Origin of the sequence: Achromobacter sp. UBA4530, assembly GCF_002388205.1 — a bacterium.
In the GTDB taxonomy this organism is placed as follows: domain Bacteria; phylum Pseudomonadota; class Gammaproteobacteria; order Burkholderiales; family Burkholderiaceae_B; genus Achromobacter; species Achromobacter animicus.
Genome location: NZ_DGMA01000045.1, coordinates 58504 through 78229, shown reverse-complemented (window position 1 = coordinate 78229; position 19726 = coordinate 58504). Strand labels below are relative to the sequence as shown.

Genomic DNA, 19726 nt, shown 5'->3' with positions numbered 1-19726 from the left:
CCACAACAAGACACGACACCCACCCCGAGGAGACATCCTTCATGACGCAAACCCGCAAGTTCCGGGTCGGCCCGCTGCTGCGTGGCCTTTGCCTGAGCCTGGCAGCCATCCTGCCCGTTGCCGCCCACGCCGACTGGCCCGAGCGCCCGATCCACATGGTCGTGCCCTTCCCGCCCGGCTCGTCGCCCGACATCCTGGCGCGCACGATTTCCGAGCCGCTGTCCCAGGCCCTGGGCCAGCCCATCGTGATCGACAACAAGCCGGGCGCCGGCGGCAACATCGGTACGCGCATGGTGTCGCAGGCCAAGCCCGACGGCTACACCCTGCTCTACACGATCAACGGCCCGCTGGTCACGGCGCCCACGCTCTATAAGAAGACACTGGGCTACGACCCGCTGACCGACCTGGAGCCGGTATCGCTGGTCGGCACCAGCCCCAACGTGCTGGTCGTGCCGGGCAGCCTCAAGGTCGACAACGTCCAGGACTTCGTCAAGCTGGTCAAGGGCCGCGGCAACTCGCTGAACTACGGATCGGTCGGTCCGGGCAGTTCAGCCCACCTGGCCATGGAGATGTTCAAGGAACGCGCGGGCGTGGACCTGGCCCACATCCCGTATTCCGGCTTTCCGCAGGTCATCACCGCCATCATCGGCGGCGACGTGCAGGCCGGCTTCATGGTGCCGGCAATCGCCGTGCCCCAGGCGCGCGACGGCAAGGTCAAGCTGCTGGCCGTGACCAGCCTGCAGCCCAGCGACGCCCTGCCCGGCGTGCCCACCATGGCCTCGCAGGGCTATCCGGACTTTGAAGCCATCTCGTGGAATGCGATCCTGGCGCCGGCCGGTACGCCCACGCCGATCATTGAACGGATCAACAGCGAACTGGCGCGCATCATCAATAGCGAGGCCGTGCGCAAGCAGCTGGCGCTGCAATACTTCACGCCGGCCCCATCGACGCCAGAAGCCCTGACCAACCGCATCAAGAATGAAAAGGCGCGCTGGGACCAGGTGATCGACAAGCTGAAGCTGTCGCTGGACTGATCTTCAGACCGAGGGGCGGCGTCTATGCGCCCCCTTCGTAGCCCTGCTGGCGCCAGGCCTCGAACACCGTGACCGCCACGGCGTTCGACAGGTTCAGGCTGCGCTGGCCGGTGCGCATCGGCAGCCGCAGGCGCTGCTGCGGCGGAAACATCGCCTGATGCTCGTCTGACAGGCCCGCGCTTTCGCGGCCAAACACGAACACATCCCCCGGCTTGAAACTGACGTCGGCCACGCTGCGCTGCGCGTGCGTGGTCAGCGCATAGATGCTGGACGCGACGGCGCCGGTGTCGTCCAGCGCCTCCTGCAGCGTGTCGTGCACGCGCACAGGCTGCCACTCGTGATAGTCCAGCCCCGCGCGCCGCATGCGGGCGTCATCCAGCTCGAACCCCAGGGGACGCACCAGATGCAGTTGCGCGCCGGTATTGGCGCACAGGCGAATGGCGTTGCCGGTGTTGGGAGGGATCTCCGGGCAGACGAGAATGACGTGGAACATGGTGCGGGCAAAGGGGGAAAGGTCCGTGGCCGGGAAGCGGCCGCGCGAGCGTGATTGTCGCCGATTTGGCGGCGGGGCCAGGAACCGCGACCCGACGGCGGTCTGGTGAAGGCGCGGATGCGGGCGCCGTTGCAAAAGGCGGAGGCAGGCCAGGATGCATGCGGGGGTACGGGCGGGGATGCGGGCGGGAAGCCAGGCACGATCCAGACGGCGATGCAGGCAGATCATGGCGTGCGCGCGGCCACCAATACCGTCACGCTGGCCGCGCCTGCCGCCATCAGGGCCGTGGCCGCCGCGCCCACGGTACTGCCGGTGGTCATCACGTCGTCCACCACCGCCACATGCCGACCGCGAACCGGGCCGGTGCAGACAAAGAGACCCGCCGCCCCCCGCTGCCGCGCCCGCCGGCCGAGCGTGGCCTGGCGGGGCGTTTCGCGGCGCCGCGCGAGCAGGAGGCGCGGCGCCGGCAGCGCCAGTTCGGCGGCCAGACTGCGCGCGATTTCGGCCGCCGGGTTCATGCCCCGCTGCCGCAGCGACGCCCGGCTGGCGGGAATTGGGACCAGGAGGAGATCGGGCGGCAGGAACCCGGTGCAGCGCCCGCAGTCGGCGGCGGTGTCGAAACCGCTTGATCCGGGAATGCCGGCGGCTTGCGCGCCGGACTGCGCCGCCGCCTCCCGCACCGCCTGCGCCATCATTCGCGCCAGCACCGGCGCCATGCTGAGCCGCAACTGCGTCTTCAGCATCAGCACCAGCGCATCGCCGGGCGGCGCATAGTCAAACGCCGTGATCGTGCGGCTGAACGCCTGCGGCTGTGCCAGACACGCCGCGCAATGCTGTCCGCCCCCTTGAAGGCGCAGCGCGCATCGCGGGCATCTTGCCAAGCCCCCCGGCGGTCCGGCCATGATGTCCGCCTGACACCCGGCGCACAGCCGCGCGCCCGCGACCCGTGCCCCGCACAACGGACAATCGCATCCCAGGCGCGACAACAACCGTCGCCCCATGTTCAGTAGGGACAATCGGAGCCTGCCGCCGGGATGGGCAATAATGTGAGCCATCCCAGATCAAACCATGCTCCGCCCCGGGAGATCCCGCGAGCGCGACCGAAATGTCCCTGCCAGAAACCGCAACGCCCCCCTCCCTGCCCCTCGTCAGCGCCGACGTGCCGCGCCAGTTCGCGCGCCGCGGCGACCTGGCCGACGCCCAATTCCTCTATGGCGAAGTGGCGCGCCGCATGCTCGGCCGCCTGCAGTACATCCGCGTGCAACCGCAGGCCATGCTGGACGCCGGTTGCGGCGCCGGCGACAACCTGCCGCTGCTGCGCGAACGCTATCCCGACGCGGCCTACACCGGGCTGGACAACTGTGAGCCCTTGCTGGCGCAGGCGCGCCAGCGTCACGCGCCAGGCGGCCTGTCGGCCTGGATCGGCAAACTGGCGCGGCGCGGCCCGGCCGCCCCCGCGTTCGTGAACGCCGATCTGGCCAACACGGGCCTGCCGCCGGAATCGCTGGAACTGGTGTGGTCGAACATGGCCATGCACTGGCACCGCGAACCGCACGCCGTGCTGGCCGAATGGCGCCGCATCCTGAAAGTGGGCGGCCTGGCGATGTTTTCCTGTCTGGGACCGGCCACGCTGCGCGAATTGCGGCAGGCGCTGGCGGATGCCGGCCTGCGCACGGCCACGCCGTCCTTCGTGGACATGCACGACTTCGGCGACCTGCTGGTGGAAAACGGCTTTGCGGATCCGGTGATGGACCAGGAGATCCTGACGCTGACCTACCGCAGCCCCGAAAAGCTGCTGCAGGATGTGCGCGCCCTGGGCGGTAACCCCGCCGAAGGCCGCCGCGGCGGACTCGTGGGACGCGACTGGCGCGACCGCCTTTGCGCGGCGCTGGAAGCGCAACGCAATGCGGACGGCCTGATCGTCTTGAGTATCGAAGTGGCCTACGGCCACGCCTGGCGCGCCGCCGCGCATCGGACCGTGGCGGGCGAAACCCGCCTGTCCATCAGCGCGATCGGCGGCCGGCAGCGCGGAACCCTTTGACGACAGGGCCTGCAAAGCCGCCCTGAAAGATCGGTCTCCGAAAGCAGGCCTGCACGCCGCGCATGTGAAAAAGGCCCGCCAAGCGGGCCTCGCACGCGCCCCTGCCGCAGCCTAGTGCAAGCGTTCCGGCACGGTCACGCCCGGCTCGGACGCGGACAGACCTTGCATGGGTTCGGACGTTGCCCGGATGCGGCGGCGAAGCACCGCGGTCGGCTCTGCCGGCGGCGCAACGGGCGCCGCCGCACCGCGCCACGCGTTCGACATGGCTTCCACCACCAGCGGCAAGTCGCGCAGGCGATGGTACTGGCTGCGCAGCCAGCGGGCGTCGTTGCCGGCGCGCATGGCGTCGTCGCGCAAGGCGGCGATCATGTCGCCCGTACCCAGTTCCTCGGCCACCGGCATCAGACGCTGGAACAGCGCACGCATATGGTCGATCAGGCGCACGCGCTGCCCGTCGGGCGTGACGTAGCTGCCCTGCAGGCCAAAGCGGCAGGCCTGGAAGTGGTTGCTGCGATAGGACAGCCAGGCGTTGTCGCTGGGATCTTCCTCGCGCATCAGCAGCACGGACAGCGCTTGGGCAAACGCCGCCACCTGGCAGGCGCGCTCCACCGTCAGCGGCGTGTCGCAGACCCGGATTTCGACCGTGCCGAACTCGGGCTTGGGACGGATATCCCAGTACAAGTCCTTGATGCTCTCGGCCAGACCAAAAGCGCGAAGCTGGGACAGGTGGGCTTCAAACTGGTACCAGTCCTTGACCTCGGGGGGCATGTGGCCGGCGAGCGGGAAGCTGTTGACCGCATTCAGGCGCGAGCACGAGAACAGGGTGTCCACCCCCTCGCAGTACGGCGACGACGCCGTCAGCGCGATGAAGTGCGGCACGTAAGGCGAGAGTCGGCGCAGCAGCTTGATCGAGTCGTCGCCGCTTTTCACGCCCAGATGGATGTGTTGGCCGAACACCGTAAATTGACGCGCCAGGTAACCGTACATTTCGGCCAGGTACTGGAAGCGCGGGGTATCCGAGATGGAGCGCTCTTGCCAGCGCATGAAGGGATGGGCGCCACCGCCCGCCACCGACACGCCGACCGCATCCGCGGCTTCAACCAGGGCGTCGCGCATCTCGCGCATTTCGGCCAAGAGGCCCATGGGGTGCTCATGCACCGAGGAGTTCAGTTCGATCATGGACCGCGTGATTTCGGGTTTTACGCGGTCGGCAATAGGATGGTTGGCCATTTGGGCCAACAGTTCGTCAGACGCTGCAGCAAGGTCAAAACTGCGGGGGTCGATCAGTTGCAGCTCGAGTTCGATGCCCAGGGTGTTGGGGGCCGACGAAATGAACGGGATTTGTTCCATCTCGGACTCCTTTGAATGTTTGATGAGGGTATGCGCCGTTCGACCTTGAAGCCCGGCAACCTCCCGGGGGGCACTAGACGGCGGCTTGTGAACGCATGATAGCCGCAGGTTTGTGGCAAAACGATTGAAAATCGTGACATTTGTGTGCAACATCGCGAATCATCCGGTTTTTCCCTCTAAGGAAAAGTAAGCAAGCGCTTACCGCCCAGGATTGGCGCGGGTTCTGGGCGAGCGCACGCCGCGGAGCCAGAAAAGACGGGGATTTCCAAAGGGGACGGGATAACCCTAATTAGGGTTATCCCTGAAGATTTCGGGACGTGGCGGCGCCTATTTGCGCCAGAAGATCGGCGTGAAGAGCACCAGCACCGTCAGCAGTTCCAGCCGGCCGATCAGCATCGCAAAGGTGCAGACCCAGATCTGGAAGTCCGACAGCACCGCAAAGGTGCCCATGGGGCCCACCGGACCCAGGCCGGGCCCCGTGTTGTTCACGCTGGCGAAAACGGCCGAGAACGCCGTGATCGGGTCCAGGCCCGAGAGCAGCAGCAGGCTGGTGAACACCGCGATGGACAGGCCGTAGAACAGCATGAAGGCCAGCACGGACGACATGGTGCGGGTCTCAACCGCCCGGCCGTTGATCCGGACCGGGCTGACGGCATGCGGATGCAACATGGTGACCAGCTCATTGCGGGCCTGCTTGATCAGCAGGATGGCGCGGATCATCTTGATCCCGCCTCCCGTCGACCCCGCCGACGTCGCAAAGCCCGACAGCAGCAGCATCGTCAGCGGCGCAAACAGCGGCCATTGGGCGAAGTCGGTATTGGCATAGCCGGTCGTGGTGGCCATGGAGATGGTGTTGAACATCCCGTAGCGCAGCGCTTCCAGCGGGTCGGTGTAGACGTCCTTGATGAAGAGGTACACCGAGATGACCAGCCCGACCCCCAGCACGACGACCAGGGACGGAATGGCCTCAGGACAGCGCCAATAGGCGCGCGGACTGCGCTGGCGGAAGGCATTGAAGTGCGTGGCGAAGTTGATGCCGGCGATCAGCATGAACACCATCGCCACCATTTCGACCGCAACGGAATCAAAGTGCGCGAAGCCGTCGTCCCAGGTGGAAAAACCGCCCAGCCCCATGGTGGTGGCCATGTGGCACCACGCCTCGAACCACGACAGCCCGGCCAGCCGGTACGCAATGAAGCAGAGGATGGAGAACACGAAATAGACCGCGTACAGCGCCTTGGCCGTGCTGGCGATGCGGGGCGTCAGGCGCTCGTCTTTCATGGGCCCCGGGGTCTCGGCCCGCACCACCTGATGCCCGCCGACGCCCAGCAGCGGCAGAATGGCGACGGCCAGCACCAGGATGCCCATGCCGCCGATCCAGATCAGCGTCGCCCGCCACAGGTTGATCGACGGCGGCAAGGTGTCCAGGTTGGTCAGGACCGTGGCGCCGGTGGTCGTCAGCCCGGACATCGCCTCGAAATAGGCGCCCGTGAAGGACAGCGGCAGCCCCGCGCCATGGAAGTACAGCAGCAGCGGAATGGCCGCCAGCAGCGGCAGACCTGCCCAGACGGCCGACACCAGCACGAAGCCGTCGCGCGCCCGCAATTCGCTGCGATTGCGCCGGGTCAGCGCGGCCAGGCCGCCGCCGATGCCGACGGAAATCAGGAAGCCATCGCGGAAGGCGTCGCGCGCCGCGTCGCCGCCCACATAGGCGATGAACAGCGGGATCAGCATGGTGAGGGCGAACATCACCATGGTGAGGCCCAGGATGTACAGGGTGGCCAGGACGCGCTTCATGGAGGCTTATCCGGCCGCTCGCGGCCCACGCAAGGGGTGAACGGGGCGGCGCATCAGAAAAACGAGGCCGAAACCTGGAACAGCTTTTCCACGCGCGGCATCTGCTGGCGCGAGGGCACGAAGACGATGACGTGGTCGTCGGTTTCGATGACGGTGTCGGCGTCCGGCAGGATGATTTCTTCGCCGCGCACCAGCGCGCCGATGCTGGCGCCCTTGGGCAGGCTGATCTTGCCCACCGCGCGTCCCACCACCTTGGACGTCGAGCGGTCGCCGTGGGCAATGGCCTCCAGCGCCTCGGCCACGCCCTGGCGCAGCCGGTGCACCGCCACCACGTCGCCGCGGCGCACGTGGCGCAGCAGTTCGCTCATCGTGGCCTGCGACGGCGACACGGCGATGTCGATGTGGCTGCCCTGCATGAGTTCGCCGTACGCATGGCGGTTGATCAGCGCGATCACCTTGCGCGCGCCCAACCGCTTGGCCAGCAGCGACGACATGATGTTGTCTTCGTCGTCGCTGGTCAGGGCCAGCCACGTGTCCATGTCCTCGATGTTCTCGCGCTCGAGCAACGCCTCGTCGGTGCCGCTGCCGTGCAGGATCAGCACGCTGTCCGGAAGCTGGGTCGCCAGGTATTCGCAGCGCTTCAGGTCGTGCTCGATGATGCGGACGCTGTACTTTTCCTCGGCAAGCTGGCGCGCCAGGCGCAGGCCGATGTTGCCGCCGCCGGCGATCATGACGCGGCGCACCGCGCGCTCGGCGTCGCGCAGCTTGCGCACGGCGCGCCGCGCGTGGTCGGAATCGACGACCAGCACGACTTCATCGCCCGGGGCGATGACGGTGCCGCTGCCCGCCCGCAGGGGACGGCCGTCGCGCAGGACGTCGATGACGCGCGCCTTCACGTCCGGCCAGACGTCGCGCAGCTTGTCCACGGACGAATGCGCCATCGGGCTGCCATGCCCCACGCGTACGGTCACGACGCTGACGCGGCCTTCGGCGAATTCCACGACCTGCAGGGCCTCGGGAAACTCGATGAGGCTTTGCAGGTAGGTGGTGACGCTGCGTTCGGGGCTGATGAGCGCGTCGATGCAAAAGCCTTCTTCGCTCATGAGTTCCGGATGCTCGGGAAACTCAGCGGAGCGGATACGGGCGATGCGGCGGGGGATATTGAACAGCTGGCGCGCGACCTTGCAGGCCACCATGTTGGCGGTGTCGGAGGCCGCACAGGCGATGAAGAGATCGGTGTCGGCGGCGCCGGCATTTTCCAAAACAGAAACCTGCGAGCCGTCACCCAGGACGACACGCAGGTCAAAGTGTTCTTGCAGGTATTGCAACTGGGCTGGGTCGGAATCGATGACCGTGATGTCGTTTTGCTCGGACACCAGGTTTTCCGCCACGCTGGTGCCTACGCGACCAGCGCCCATGATCAGGATCTTCATGTGCTGCGCTTGCGCGCGGACTCGATGCCCAATTGCTTGAGCTTGCGGTAGAGGTGGGTGCGTTCCAGCCCGGTACGTTCGGACACGCGCGTCATGCTGTGGCTTTCCCTGACCAGGTGGTATTCAAAGTAGATGCGCTCGAATTCGTCGCGCGCTTCGCGCAGCGGCTGGTCCAGCGAGATGCTGCCCAGCTGGCCGTTGGACGTGGCCGGCACATCGTTGGCGGACACGGCGGACAGCGCGGCGGGCGGATCCAGTTCGTCTTCCAGCGCCACGATCGGGCTGGCGACGGCCGGATTGGCGGCGGCGGGCGCCGCATGCGGCACGCGGCCACGCGCCAGGCCCGCGGCAACGGTCTTGAGCAGACGCTGCAGCGTAATGGGCTTTTCGAGGAAATCCATGGCGCCGATGCGCGTGGCTTCGACCGCCGTGTCGATGGTGGCGTGGCCGCTCATCATGATGACAGGCATGTCCAGCAAGCCTTGCGAGCCCCACTCCTTGAGCAGGCTGACGCCGTCGGTGTCGGGCATCCAGATGTCCAGCAACACCAGATCGGGACGCATGCGAAGACGGGCAGCGCGCGCTTGCGCCGCGTTTTCGGCCAGCTCGACCGTGTGTCCCTCGTCGTAAAGGATTTCCGACAACAGTTCGCGTATACCGACTTCGTCGTCAACCACCAGAATTCTGGCCATAAAGCATCCACCTATTGCGTAGCCGCATTATCCTTTTCTTGCGCGGTGGCGTCCATAGTGTCGGACCCGGGCGCGAGCCGGGTCAACAGGATGGAAATCCGCGCCCCTCCTTCCTTGCGGTTGGCAAGGTCGATACGTCCGCCATGCTCTTCCACGATCTTGCGGACGATTGCCAATCCTAACCCAGTCCCGTGGGACTTTGTGGTTACGTAGGGCTCAAATGCGCGTTGCATGACCTGCGGCGGGAAGCCGGGACCCGTGTCCGCCACCGTGAAACGCAGCGCCTGATGCGCCACACGATCAGGCTGTTCGCTGCGCATGAGCTGGGTCGTCACGCTGACGCGGCCCTGCCCGCCCAGTTCCGCGATCGCATCGCGCGCATTGGAAAGCAGGTTGTGGATCACCTGCCGGAGCTGGGTCGGATCGCCTTCGATATCGGGCAGGTCGGCGCCCAGGTTGACGTCCAGATTCAAGGCCTTTTCCGTCAGGCGCGACGGGGCGCCCTCGGGTTCCCAGCCATAGAGCGACAACACGTCCGCCACCAGCGCGTTGAAATTGATGCGTTGCATGACGGCCGGCGGCGTACGCGCATACTCGCGGAAGTCGTCCACCATCTGCTTGAGCGACGCCACCTGGTTCACGATCGTGTTGGTGGAGCGCGCCACGATCTGGGCCTCGGCGGGCGGCAGCTTGCCTTCCAGCTTCATGGCCAGGCGCTCGGCCGAGAGCTGGATCGGGGTCAACGGATTCTTGATTTCGTGGGCCAGGCGGCGCGCCACCTCGCCCCACGCCACGGTCCGGTTGGCGGAAATCACTTCGGTGATGTCGTCGAACACCACCAGATAACCGTTGCCGCGACCATCGACGCGCAGGTGCGTGCCCCGCGCCAGCAAGGTCAGCGGCTGGGATGCGGTCTCGCCTTCGGTCTGGGCGGGCGCAATTTCAAATTGCTGTTGCCAGTGCTGGCGCTCGGAGCCGACCGCCGCGTGCGTGGAAAACGCCTGGCGCACGATATTCGCAAATTCCAGCATGCCGTCCGCCGTTTCGAGCGGGCGGCCGATGACCGAGCGCAGGTCCGCGCCCAGGATGGTCTGGGCGCCCTGGTTCACGGTGGTGACGCGGAACGCTTCGTCGAACACCAGCACGCCGGAAGACAGGTTGGACAGCACGCTTTCCAGATAGACGTTGGAGCGTTCGAGCTGCTGGCGGTTGCTTTCGACCATGCGGCGCGCTTCGTCGAGCTGGCGGGTCATGGCGTTGAACGACCGCGTGAGCTGGCCGACTTCGTCGCGTTCCGGCGGCTCGGGCAGGGGCCGGTAGTCGCCCACGCCCACCGCCTGCGTGCCGCCCGCCAGGCTGAGCAGCGGGCGCACCAGCCGCTTGGACAGGGACAGCGCCACCGCGATGGCGCCAAACGCGGCCAGCAGCAGGGCCAGCGTCAGCGTGATGCCATAGAGCTTGCGCAGGCCCAGCCGCGACAGCGCCAGTTCCTGGTAATCCCGGAAGCCCTGCTGCACCAGGTTGGCGTTGTGCGCGATCTGCTCGGGCACCGGCTGCAGCAGTTGCAGCCAGCGCGGCTCGGAGGCCGGACCCAACAGGTTGTCGTAGCGGTCCGGACCGTTCAGCGGAATCACCACGCGCAGATGCAGGCCACCCTCGGCGCCCGCGGTAACCGGATCGTCGGCTTCGGCCGCGGAATAACCGCGCGCCAACCGCAGCTGATTCATCACCGTGGAAGGCGGCATGGCCGGCAGCAACTGGCCGTACTGGCTGGTCGAAAAAGCCACCATCCGGCCGCTGCCGGTGAACACCATGGCTTCCTGCACGCCGTTGGCCTCGCGCAGCCGGGTCAGCGCCAGCGTCACGCCGCTGTCGGTGCTGCGGTTCAGTTCCACCGCCATCGAGCGGGCGCGGGCGTCCAGGTCGGCCAGCAGCGAATCCAGCGCGGCGCGGCCCAGGTTCAGGCCGGCTTCCAGCGCCGTGTCCACGCGCACGTTGAACCAGGATTCGATCGAGCGCGACATGAACTGCACCGACACGGTGTAGATGAGCGCGCCGGGCACCACGCCGATCAGGGCGAAAGCCAGGGAAAAGCGCGCGGTGAGCCGCGCGCCGAACTGCCGGCGCCGGATCTGCCGGGCCAGCCGGACCGTCAGCGCGACAACCCAGACAAAGAGCGCCAGCGCAAAGATGCCGTTCAGGACCAGCAGCGTGTCGTAGTAGCGCGCAAAACGCGAGGCGTTTCCGGTGGACCAGGCCAAGAGGCCCAGCAGCGCCAGGCCGCTCACGGCGCCGACCATCAGCGCCAGCCGAAGCAAAAGCCTCATGAGGGATCTTTCTCCTTGTCGCCCAACATGAACGAGAAGTCCATCCACGGCGTCGCCTGCGCCCACGAGCTGCTGTTCAGGGCGTTGACCTGAAACGGCCTGGGCAACAGCGACGTATCCAGCCGGAGGCGCAACTGCCCGTTGTATTGCGACCCCGCATCAAACTCGCCGGCCTTCGCAACCCGCCAATTGCGGATATGCCGGATGGCGCTCATGGCGTCGTCCAGCGAGGCCACCGGAAAGGACAGCTCGCCCACGCCTGCCCGCCACTGGCGGGTCAACGCGTTATAGACCACACGCCAGGTGCGCGATGTGTCCACCAGCGACTCGTCGAACCAGTACCAGCGCTCTCGGGTGATGGTCAGGTCAGCCGTGAAATACAGCGCGACGCCGCGCTGGGCGGCGTCGCGCAACTGCTGGTTCAGCTCGAATTCGATGTCCGCGTCGATTTCCAGGTTGCCGTCGCGCACCACCGGCTCCACGCGCGTCACGCGCGGCTCGGACGCGTGAGCCACACCACCCGGCGCAGTCAAAAGCACGGCAGATACCAGCAACAACCCAAGAAATACGCGCGAAATAATGGACATACGGCACCGGAACTACGTCATGCCCCTATTCTTCGGGATTCAGGACTGCTTGGCAAACAAGGCGTAGAAAAACCCGTCGTGTTGCGCCGCGGGTGTTGCATCGACCGCAACTGGCAGCAATTGGCCGGGCGCGTCCAGGCGGGTCGCGTCGGAATGGCGCTGCAGGAATTCCAGGGCCTGGCGCGTGCCTTCGATCGGGAACACCGAGCACGTCACATAGAGCAGCCGGCCGCCGGGGGCCACGGTGGACCACAGCGCGTCCAGGATCCGGGTCTGCAGGCTGGCGGTGCGGCGCAGGTCGTTTTCGCGGCGCAGCCAGCGGATGTCAGGGTGGCGCCGGACAATGCCCGACGCCGTGCACGGCACGTCCGCCAGCACGGCGTCAAAGGGCTTGCCGTCCCACCACGCGTCCAGGTCGGCGGCGTCGGCCGCCTTCAGACGGACATGGCCGCCGCCCAGGCCCAGCCGTTCCAGGTTCTGTTCAACGCGGCCAAGCCGGTCGGCGTCGGCATCCAGGGCGAGCAGGTCGATGTCGGCAAGTTCAAGCAGATGCGCCGTCTTGCCCCCGGGCGCCGCGCAGGCGTCCAGCACGCGCATGCCGTCGGCAGGGGCCAGCAGTTCGGCCGCGAGCTGGGCGCCCGCATCCTGCACCGACCACCAGCCCTCGGCAAACCCCGGCAACTGCGTCACCGGTTTGGGCGTGGCCAGCACCACGCCCGACTGGCCCACGGCTTCTGCCGCCAAGCCCGCCTCTTCAAAGGCGGCCAGCACCTGCTCGCGGGTGGCGCGGCGGCGGTTGACCCGCAAGGTCAGCGGGGCCGGCAGGTTGGACGCCGCCAGGATCTCGCGCCATTGCTTCGGATAGGCCACGGTAAGTTGCTTGACCCACCAGCCGGGATGATTGAATTGCGCCTCGGGGCTGACGGCCACCGCGGCCTCCAGCGCGGCGCGTTCACGCAGGAAACGGCGCAGGCAGGCATTGAGCATCCCCTTGTAGGACGCCAGGGCGCGCGACCCGGCGGCCGCGGTCACCGCCTGGTCGACGACCGTGTGCGGGGCGTAGACCGGCATGCCGGGCAGGGCGACGGCCGCATCGCCCTCTTCCTTGAGCAGCGTCAGCGACACCAGCAGCAGGGATTCGAACAACACGCTGGGGTAACGCTGCACCATCTCGCGGCCGACGGCGTCGGCCCAGCCCAGGTAGCGCATCGCGTGGAACGACACGGCCTGCGTGGCCGGACGCAGCGCGCCATCGACCTCGGCCAGCGCCTCCGTGAGCGAGCGCCCGTCGAGCACGTCCTCCACCACCCCCGCGCTGGCAAGAAGAACGGAAGAAAGCGGGGGGGCCAGATTGGGGGAGTCAGAACGGGTGGACATGGTGCGAAATCAAAGAGTAAGACCGCTATGGTAGCCCGGACCTGGACGGACGGCGGCCCGCGCGGCACACTGGCTCCCTGCCCTGGAGCCCCGTCATGTCCCTCGCCACGCTGCTGCTGTTTGTCCTGGCCTCTGCCGTCGCCATCGTCACGCCCGGCCCCACCACGCTGCTCGCCATGAGCAACGGCTCGCGCCACGGCGTGCGCGCCGCCTGCTGGGGCATGGGCGGCGCGGTGCTGGCGGATCTGGTCCTGATCGGCGCCGTGGCCTGCGGCCTGGGTGTGCTGCTGGCCGCCTCCGAGGTCGCCTTCCAGATCGTCAAATGGGTGGGCGCGGCGTACCTGGCCTGGCTGGGCTGGAAACTCCTGCGTTCGGACGCGGCGCTGACGCTGCCGTCCGAACACGCCCGCGATAGCCGCCCCGCCGGTCTGTCGCTGGGCCTGCGCAGCTTCGTCGTGGCCCTGACCAATCCCAAGGCCCTGCTGTTCATGTCGGCCTTCCTACCCCAATTCATCAACCCCACCGCTCCCCTGCCCGCCCAGTACGCCATCCTGGCGGCCGTCCTGGCGCTGCTGAACGTGGCGACGATGCTGGCCTATGCGGCGCTGGGCGCGCAGATGGTGCGCGCCTTCCGGGCAGGCGGCCTGCGCTGGCTGAACCGGATCTGCGGCGGCATGTTGATCGGACTGGCGGGCACACTGGCGCTGTATCGCCGCACTGCGGCCTGAATCGCGGGCCCCGGTTCCACGCGGCTTTCCGTCCCCCGTTGCCGGACGGGCCCCACCATCCCGCTATTCCCGCCTACGGCAATGCCGTATAATCCTGCGCTGCCCCGCTATCCCCATCGGTGCGGCCGCCGGCCGAATGCCCGCCGGCGCGAATGGAATGCCGCACCGCCCCCTCCCAGTGATTGAGTTATGAAGAAGGCTGTACCGCCTGCCCGGTCCGTCCGGTGGCAGGCGTCGCATATCAGCGAAGCGCGCAATCGCGTGGGCCTGCCGCAGGCGGATTTCGCGGAGTTGTTGGGCGTAAGCGTGCGCACCTTGCAGGATTGGGAGCAAGGCCGGCGCAACCCCTCCGGCGCCGCGCAGACCTTGCTGCGCGTCGCCATGCTTCATCCGGAAACGCTGCGCCACCTGTCCTCCCAGGACGCTCCGGCCTGGCCCTGAATCTTTGACGATGACCCCGCCGCACGCCGAATGCCCGTGCGCGAACCTACGGTGAATTAGATTGGAAGTTATTGAACATTCCCGCCCCGGCAAAGGCGCCGGCGCTGCCCCCAGCAACGGCAACAACGCCACGCTCGATGCCATCACGGCCGCCGCGCAAGAGGCCAACCCCGGCCGCGCGCCGCGCGTGGGCTTCGTATCGCTGGGCTGTCCGAAGGCCCTGGTCGACTCCGAACGCATCCTGACCCAGTTGCGCACCGAAGGCTACGAAGTCACGCCCGAGTACAACGATGCGGACGTGGTCGTCGTCAATACCTGTGGCTTCATCGACAGCGCCAAGGCCGAATCGCTGGAAGCCATCGGCGAGGCCCTTGCCGAAAACGGCAAGGTCATCGTGACCGGCTGCATGGGCGTCGAAGAATCGGTGATCCGCGACGTGCACCCCAGCGTGCTGTCGGTGACCGGTCCCCAGCAATATGAAGAGGTCGTGCGCGCCGTGCACGGCGTGGCGCCCCCGCGCACGGATCACAATCCCTACGTGGATCTGGTGCCGCCGCAAGGCGTCAAGCTCACGCCGCGCCACTATGCCTACCTGAAGATCTCCGAAGGCTGCAATCATCGCTGCAGCTTCTGCATCATCCCCTCGATGCGCGGCGACCTGGTCAGCCGTCCCGTGGGCGACGTGCTGAACGAAGCCGAGCGGCTCGTGAAGGCGGGCGTCAAAGAGCTGCTGGTGATCTCGCAGGACACCAGCGCCTACGGCGTGGACATGAAGTACCGCAGCGGCTTCTGGAACGGCCGCCCGGTCAGGACGCGCATGACCGAGCTCTGTATGGCCTTGTCCGAGATGGGCGTCTGGACGCGCCTGCACTACGTGTATCCGTACCCACACGTGGACGAAGTGATTCCGCTGATGGCCGAGGGCAAGATCCTGCCCTACCTGGACATCCCGTTCCAGCACGCCAGCCCGCGCATCCTGAAGCTGATGAAGCGCCCGGCCTTCGAGGACAAGACGCTGGCGCGCATCAAGCGCTGGCGCGAGATCTGTCCGGACCTGACGATCCGCTCGACCTTCATCGTGGGCTTTCCCGGCGAAACCGAGGAAGACTTCCAGTACCTGCTGGACTGGATGCAGGAAGCGCAGCTCGACCGCGTGGGCTGTTTCCAGTATTCGCCCGTCGAAGGCGCGCCCGCCAACCTGCTCGACGATCCGGTGCCGGACGACGTCAAGCAGGACCGCTGGGAACGTTTCATGGCGCTGCAGCAAACCATTTCAGCTGAGCGCCTGGCGCTCAAGGTGGGCCGCGAGATCGACGTGCTGATCGACGAGGTCGACGAAGACGGCGCCGTGGGCCGCAGCGCCGCCGACGCGCCTGAAATCGACGGCTGCGTCTACGTCAGTTCGGACAAGCCCCTGCAGCCGGGCGACATGGTGCGCGTGCGCGTCACCGACTCCGACGAATACGATCTCTGGGCCGACGTGCTCTGATCCAGGGCGTCTTCAGAACAAACGCCGTCCGGCGCATCGCGCGCCGGCCGGCGTTTTGCTTTGGCGGATCAGCGCCGCGTCACTTTTCCAGGAAGTCCGACAGATCGTCGGCGTGTTCCTCTTCAACCGCCAGGATTTCTTCCAGCAGACGGCGCGTGGTCGTGTCCAGTTCGCCGATGTACTCGATCATCTGGCGATAGCTGTCGATGGCGATCCGCTCGGCGATCAGGTTTTCCTTGATCATCTCTTCCAGCGTGTTGCCTTCGACGTATTCCGAGTGGCTGCGCTCCAGCAGCCCCTTGGGCGACAGATCCGGCTCGCCGCCCAACTGCACGATACGCTCGGCCAGCTTGTCGGCGTGTTCCTGTTCCTGCGTCGCATGCTCGGCGAACTCGGCGGCGACGGGTTCGGCATTCAGGCCGCGGGCCATGAAGTAGTGGCGCTTATAGCGCAGCACACAGACGATTTCCGTGGCCAGCGCTTCATTCAGGAGCTTCAGCACGGTTTCGCGGTCTGCGCGGTAGGTGTCCGTGATGGCGCCGGATTCGATGTCCTTGCGCGCCTTGGCGCGAATCGCCTGCACGTCCATGTCGAAGGGACGTTTGGTTTGCTGCGGGGTGCGGGTTGCTTGTTCCATATCGTTAGCTCCTCTAGTCAGTGAAAGCAGCACGACGCTGGACTTCCAGTCGTTTTCGCAATGTTCAGTCTACCGGCCATGCCGGAACATGCTGTGTCCAAACATTGCCCGCGCCGCGCGGCCGGACCGCGCCGGCCGCAAAAAGGCTCCTGCGCAACCTTGCGTAAACTATCGGCTTCGCGAAAGGCATCGTGACGCAATCTGTAACGCGGCCGGCAATTTCCCACCGTTTTTATGACCCTGAAGAATATCTGCGTGTATTGCGGCTCCAACCCGGGCACGCGCCCGGACTACATCGAGCAGGCCCGCGTGCTGGCGCGCGAACTCGTCAAGCGCGACCTGGGCCTCGTGTACGGCGGATCGATCGTCGGCATCATGGGTGTGGTGGCCAATGAAGTGCTGGCCGGCGGCGGCCGCGTGATTGGCGTGATTCCCGAACTGCTCCTGAAGAAGGAACAGGCGCATCTGGGGCTGACGGAGCTGCACATGGTGCAGAACATGCACGAGCGCAAGGCCATGATGATGGAGAAGTCAGATGGCTTCATCGCCTTGCCCGGCGGCGCCGGCACGTTGGAAGAGTTCTTCGAGGTATGGACCTGGGCGCAGTTGGGCATGCACCAGAAACCCTGCGGACTGCTGAACGTCGCCGGGTACTACGATGCCCTGATGCAATTCATCGACCACACCGTGGAAGAAGCATTCATCCGTCCCCAGCATCGCGACATGCTGGTGGTGGAAGAAGACCCCGCCTTGCTGCTGGATCGCTACGCCATCTACGAGCCGCCCAACGTCTCGAAATGGTTCGATCCGGTCAGAAAGCCCTGACACCGACGCTTGAGACCTGAACGGAAGCCCCCCGCAATGCCCACCGATTCGTTGTTCCCCGCCTGCACCGAGTCCGTATTGCGCGACTATTTTCACGCGAAGGACGAGAACCGCCCGCATTACATGGCCCGTGCCTTTGCGCCCGACGCCGTGCTGAAGATGGCCCTGCGCACGCAGGCCATCGCCTTTCCGCCCGAATCACATGGCCTGGCCGCCATCACCGACACGCTGGTGCGCAAGTTCGGCCAGACCTACGACAACGTCTATACCTTTTACCTGTCGCGCCCGGACGCCGATGCGCGCCTGTCCGAGTACCACTGCGACTGGCTGGTCGGCATGACGGAAAAAGCCACCGGCAACGTACGCGTGGGCTGTGGCCGCTACGACTGGGCGTTTCAGCCCGACCCGTATCGCGCCAAACGCCTGACCATCACGATCGAAACCATGGTCAGCCTGCCGCCCGCCAATTCGGCCGCGGTGTTCGGCTGGCTGCTGGCCCTGGACTATCCCTGGACCAGCGCGGCGCGCGTGGTCGCCGGCGCCCCGCCGCTTGAAGACCTGGCGCCGGTCGTGCACTATCTTCTTCACCCGCACGGCGTGTAGGGCTCGCGCAAGGCGCCTGTGAAACGGGCGTCCTTGACCGGCCTGCCGGCACTGGATTCAAGAATTGAAATACGACATCGCAGCCTTCGACTTTGACGGAACCCTGGCAGACACCATGCCGTGGTTCAACTCCATCCTCAACACCGTCGCGGACAAGTACAACTTCCGCCAGATCGACGCGGCCGAGCGCGAGCAACTGCGCAGCCGCGACGCGATGGAGATCCTGAAGTACCTGAACATCCCGCTGTGGAAGCTGCCCGCGATCATGACGCACGTGCGCACGCTGATGCAGGACATCGACCCCAGCGTCCAGTTGTTCGACGGCATCCCCGACGCGCTGGCCCGCCTGAAGGCGAGCGGCCTGCGACTGGCGGTGGTCAGCTCCAACTCCGTCGAGAACGTGCAGCGCGTGCTGGGCGAAGAAACCGCCGCGCTCTTTGACGACTACGAATGCGGCACCGACCTGTTCGGCAAGGCCGCCAAGATCGACCGGCTGCTCAAGCAGCACGGCACCGCGCCGGAGCGCTTCCTGCTGGTGGGCGACGAAATGCGCGACATCGACGCGGCCCGCAAGGCGGGCGTGCGCGTCGGATCGGTCGCCTGGGGCTACAACCACCCGGACGCCCTGCGGGGCCGCGGCCCCGATGAACTCTTCCTGACGGTCGAAGACCTTCCCAACGCACTGGCGTAACGCCCAGATCCCATGCACACCGATCCCGCCCACCTGATTACCGACGCCGACGCGCTGCAAGCGCTTTACGGTTCGCCCGGCGAAGCCTCCCTGAAAAAGGAGGTTGACCACGTGCATCCGCACTACCGCGCGTTCATCGAGGCCGCGCCCTTTGCGCTGCTGGCGACCGCGGGACCGGACGGGCTGGACGCCTCGCCGCGCGGCGACCCCGCCGGGTTCGTCGTGGTGGAAGACGAAAAGACGCTCTTGTTGCCCGACCGCCGTGGCAACAACCGCGTGGACAGCCTGCTCAACGTCATCGCCGATCCGAGGGTGGCCCTGCTGTTCCTGGTGCCGGGCGTGGGCGAGACGCTGCGCGTGAACGGCACGGCGCGCATCAGCGTCGACCCCGCACTGCTGGCGCGCTTCGAGATGGACGGCAAGCTGCCGCGCTCCGTGCTGATCGTCGACGTGCACAAGGTCTACTTCCAGTGCTCGCGCGCGCTGCTGCGCTCGCGCCTGTGGGATCCGGACACGCAGATTCCCCGCACCGCGCTGCCCAGCGTCGGCCGGATGCTTTCCGACCTGACGTCCGGCACCTTCGACGGGGTGGCCTATGACCGCGACCTGCCCGCGCGCGTGGCCAGCTCGCTTTACTGAACTCCGAGGCGCCCATGGCACGCAACGTCGAAATCAAGGCGCGGGTCGACAGCCTGGACGCCATCGAACACCTGGCCGCGGCGCTGTCCGGCCAGGAACCGGCGTTCATCGACCAGGACGACACCTTCTTTACGTGCGCCAATGGCCGCTTGAAACTGCGCGCCTTCGCAGATGGCTCCGGCGAGCTGATCTTCTATCAGCGCGCCGACGACAGCGGTCCCAAGGAAAGCTTCTACGTCATTTCGCCCACGGACGAACCCGACACCCTGCGCGAGGCGTTATCGCACGCCTACGGCGTGATCGGCCGCGTGAAAAAGCACCGTACGGTCTTCATGGCCGGACGCACCCGCATCCATCTGGACCGGGTGGAAGGCTTGGGCGAATTCCTGGAACTGGAAGTGGTGCTGCGCGAGGGCGAGACCGTCGAGGCGGGAATGGAAGAAGCCCGCACGCTGATGGCCGGGCTGGGCGTCGCGCCCGAGCAGTTGCTGTCGGGCGCCTACCTGGATCTGCTGGCGGCGCGCCACAAGGGCTGATGCCTC

At 66.6% G+C, this 19726-nt stretch carries 20 protein-coding genes; 10 read left to right on the top strand and 10 right to left on the bottom strand.

Going from position 1 to position 19726, the window contains the following annotated elements; genetic code table 11:
* The first annotated feature begins 41 nt into the window (after positions 1 to 41).
* On the top strand, positions 42 to 1034 hold the full coding sequence (locus B2W22_RS26640) for a Bug family tripartite tricarboxylate transporter substrate binding protein (RefSeq protein WP_286940206.1): 993 nt from the start codon (positions 42 to 44) through the stop codon (positions 1032 to 1034).
* Between the two features lie 22 nt (positions 1035 to 1056).
* Here B2W22_RS26640 and B2W22_RS26635 read toward each other — a convergent pair whose 3' ends face one another.
* Positions 1057 to 1527: a tRNA (cytidine(34)-2'-O)-methyltransferase gene (locus B2W22_RS26635; RefSeq protein WP_056559971.1), complete on the bottom strand. Its 471-nt coding sequence runs from the start codon at positions 1525 to 1527 to the stop codon at positions 1057 to 1059.
* A gap of 224 nt (positions 1528 to 1751) precedes the next feature.
* Entirely contained in the window at positions 1752 to 2429 is a 678-nt protein-coding gene (locus tag B2W22_RS26630; RefSeq protein ID WP_349679477.1) for a ComF family protein, read from the bottom strand.
* A 203-nt stretch (positions 2430 to 2632) separates the two neighbouring features.
* On the opposite strand from B2W22_RS26630, the gene B2W22_RS26625 reads away from it, so the two are divergent.
* The gene (locus B2W22_RS26625; protein WP_218342616.1) at positions 2633 to 3568 is read left to right on the top strand and encodes a methyltransferase domain-containing protein; all 936 of its coding nucleotides are present in this window, start codon (positions 2633 to 2635) and stop codon (positions 3566 to 3568) included.
* Between the two features lie 111 nt (positions 3569 to 3679).
* Here B2W22_RS26625 and B2W22_RS26620 read toward each other — a convergent pair whose 3' ends face one another.
* The 7 genes from B2W22_RS26620 to rsmB form a co-directional block, all read right to left on the bottom strand.
* On the bottom strand, positions 3680 to 4918 hold the full coding sequence (locus B2W22_RS26620) for a YbdK family carboxylate-amine ligase (RefSeq protein WP_286940204.1): 1239 nt from the start codon (positions 4916 to 4918) through the stop codon (positions 3680 to 3682).
* 327 nt (positions 4919 to 5245) lie between these two features.
* Positions 5246 to 6715: a TrkH family potassium uptake protein gene (locus B2W22_RS26615; RefSeq protein ID WP_286940203.1), complete on the bottom strand. Its 1470-nt coding sequence runs from the start codon at positions 6713 to 6715 to the stop codon at positions 5246 to 5248.
* 53 nt (positions 6716 to 6768) lie between these two features.
* On the bottom strand, positions 6769 to 8148 hold the full coding sequence (trkA, locus tag B2W22_RS26610) for a Trk system potassium transporter TrkA (protein WP_175122073.1): 1380 nt from the start codon (positions 8146 to 8148) through the stop codon (positions 6769 to 6771).
* Positions 8145 to 8840, bottom strand: coding sequence for a response regulator (locus B2W22_RS26605; protein WP_175139011.1), 696 nt, complete (start codon positions 8838 to 8840; stop codon positions 8145 to 8147). The genes trkA and B2W22_RS26605 overlap by 4 nt, the downstream gene beginning before the upstream one ends.
* A gap of 11 nt (positions 8841 to 8851) precedes the next feature.
* A complete protein-coding gene (locus B2W22_RS26600; protein WP_175122071.1) occupies positions 8852 to 11167 on the bottom strand; it encodes a sensor histidine kinase in 2316 nt (771 codons plus the stop codon).
* Positions 11164 to 11754: a DUF4390 domain-containing protein gene (locus tag B2W22_RS26595; RefSeq protein WP_175122070.1), complete on the bottom strand. Its 591-nt coding sequence runs from the start codon at positions 11752 to 11754 to the stop codon at positions 11164 to 11166. Before B2W22_RS26595 ends, B2W22_RS26600 begins: the two co-directional genes overlap by 4 nt.
* A 39-nt stretch (positions 11755 to 11793) precedes the next feature.
* Complete coding sequence (rsmB, locus tag B2W22_RS26590; RefSeq protein WP_286940200.1) at positions 11794 to 13131, bottom strand: 16S rRNA (cytosine(967)-C(5))-methyltransferase RsmB; 1338 nt, start codon at positions 13129 to 13131, stop codon at positions 11794 to 11796.
* A 95-nt stretch (positions 13132 to 13226) separates the two neighbouring features.
* Between rsmB and B2W22_RS26585 the strand changes: the two genes are divergently transcribed.
* The 3 genes from B2W22_RS26585 to rimO all read left to right on the top strand — a co-directional run bounded on the left by B2W22_RS26585 (position 13227) and on the right by rimO (position 15789).
* Positions 13227 to 13859, top strand: coding sequence for a LysE family translocator (locus tag B2W22_RS26585; RefSeq protein WP_286940198.1), 633 nt, complete (start codon positions 13227 to 13229; stop codon positions 13857 to 13859).
* A 189-nt stretch (positions 13860 to 14048) separates the two neighbouring features.
* A complete protein-coding gene (locus B2W22_RS26580) occupies positions 14049 to 14300 on the top strand; it encodes a helix-turn-helix domain-containing protein (protein WP_175122067.1) in 252 nt (83 codons plus the stop codon).
* 142 nt (positions 14301 to 14442) lie between these two features.
* A complete protein-coding gene (gene rimO, locus B2W22_RS26575; RefSeq protein WP_286940218.1) occupies positions 14443 to 15789 on the top strand; it encodes a 30S ribosomal protein S12 methylthiotransferase RimO in 1347 nt (448 codons plus the stop codon).
* Positions 15790 to 15868: 79 nt separating this feature from the next.
* Here rimO and B2W22_RS26570 read toward each other — a convergent pair whose 3' ends face one another.
* On the bottom strand, positions 15869 to 16426 hold the full coding sequence (locus B2W22_RS26570; RefSeq protein ID WP_175122066.1) for a ferritin-like domain-containing protein: 558 nt from the start codon (positions 16424 to 16426) through the stop codon (positions 15869 to 15871).
* A 234-nt stretch (positions 16427 to 16660) separates the two neighbouring features.
* Here B2W22_RS26570 and B2W22_RS26565 point away from each other — a divergent pair, with 234 nt between their 5' ends.
* The 5 genes from B2W22_RS26565 to B2W22_RS26545 all read left to right on the top strand — a co-directional run bounded on the left by B2W22_RS26565 (position 16661) and on the right by B2W22_RS26545 (position 19720).
* On the top strand, positions 16661 to 17251 hold the full coding sequence (locus B2W22_RS26565; RefSeq protein WP_175122065.1) for a TIGR00730 family Rossman fold protein: 591 nt from the start codon (positions 16661 to 16663) through the stop codon (positions 17249 to 17251).
* Between the two features lie 36 nt (positions 17252 to 17287).
* Entirely contained in the window at positions 17288 to 17854 is a 567-nt protein-coding gene (locus tag B2W22_RS26560) for a hypothetical protein (RefSeq protein WP_175122064.1), read from the top strand.
* A gap of 64 nt (positions 17855 to 17918) precedes the next feature.
* On the top strand, positions 17919 to 18545 hold the full coding sequence (locus B2W22_RS26555; protein ID WP_175122063.1) for an HAD hydrolase-like protein: 627 nt from the start codon (positions 17919 to 17921) through the stop codon (positions 18543 to 18545).
* Between the two features lie 12 nt (positions 18546 to 18557).
* Positions 18558 to 19184 (top strand): pyridoxamine 5'-phosphate oxidase family protein, encoded by a 627-nt coding sequence (locus B2W22_RS26550; RefSeq protein WP_175122062.1) that lies wholly within the window; start codon positions 18558 to 18560, stop codon positions 19182 to 19184.
* Positions 19185 to 19198: 14 nt separating this feature from the next.
* Positions 19199 to 19720 (top strand): class IV adenylate cyclase, encoded by a 522-nt coding sequence (locus B2W22_RS26545; protein WP_175139007.1) that lies wholly within the window; start codon positions 19199 to 19201, stop codon positions 19718 to 19720.
* Positions 19721 to 19726 lie beyond the last annotated feature (6 nt).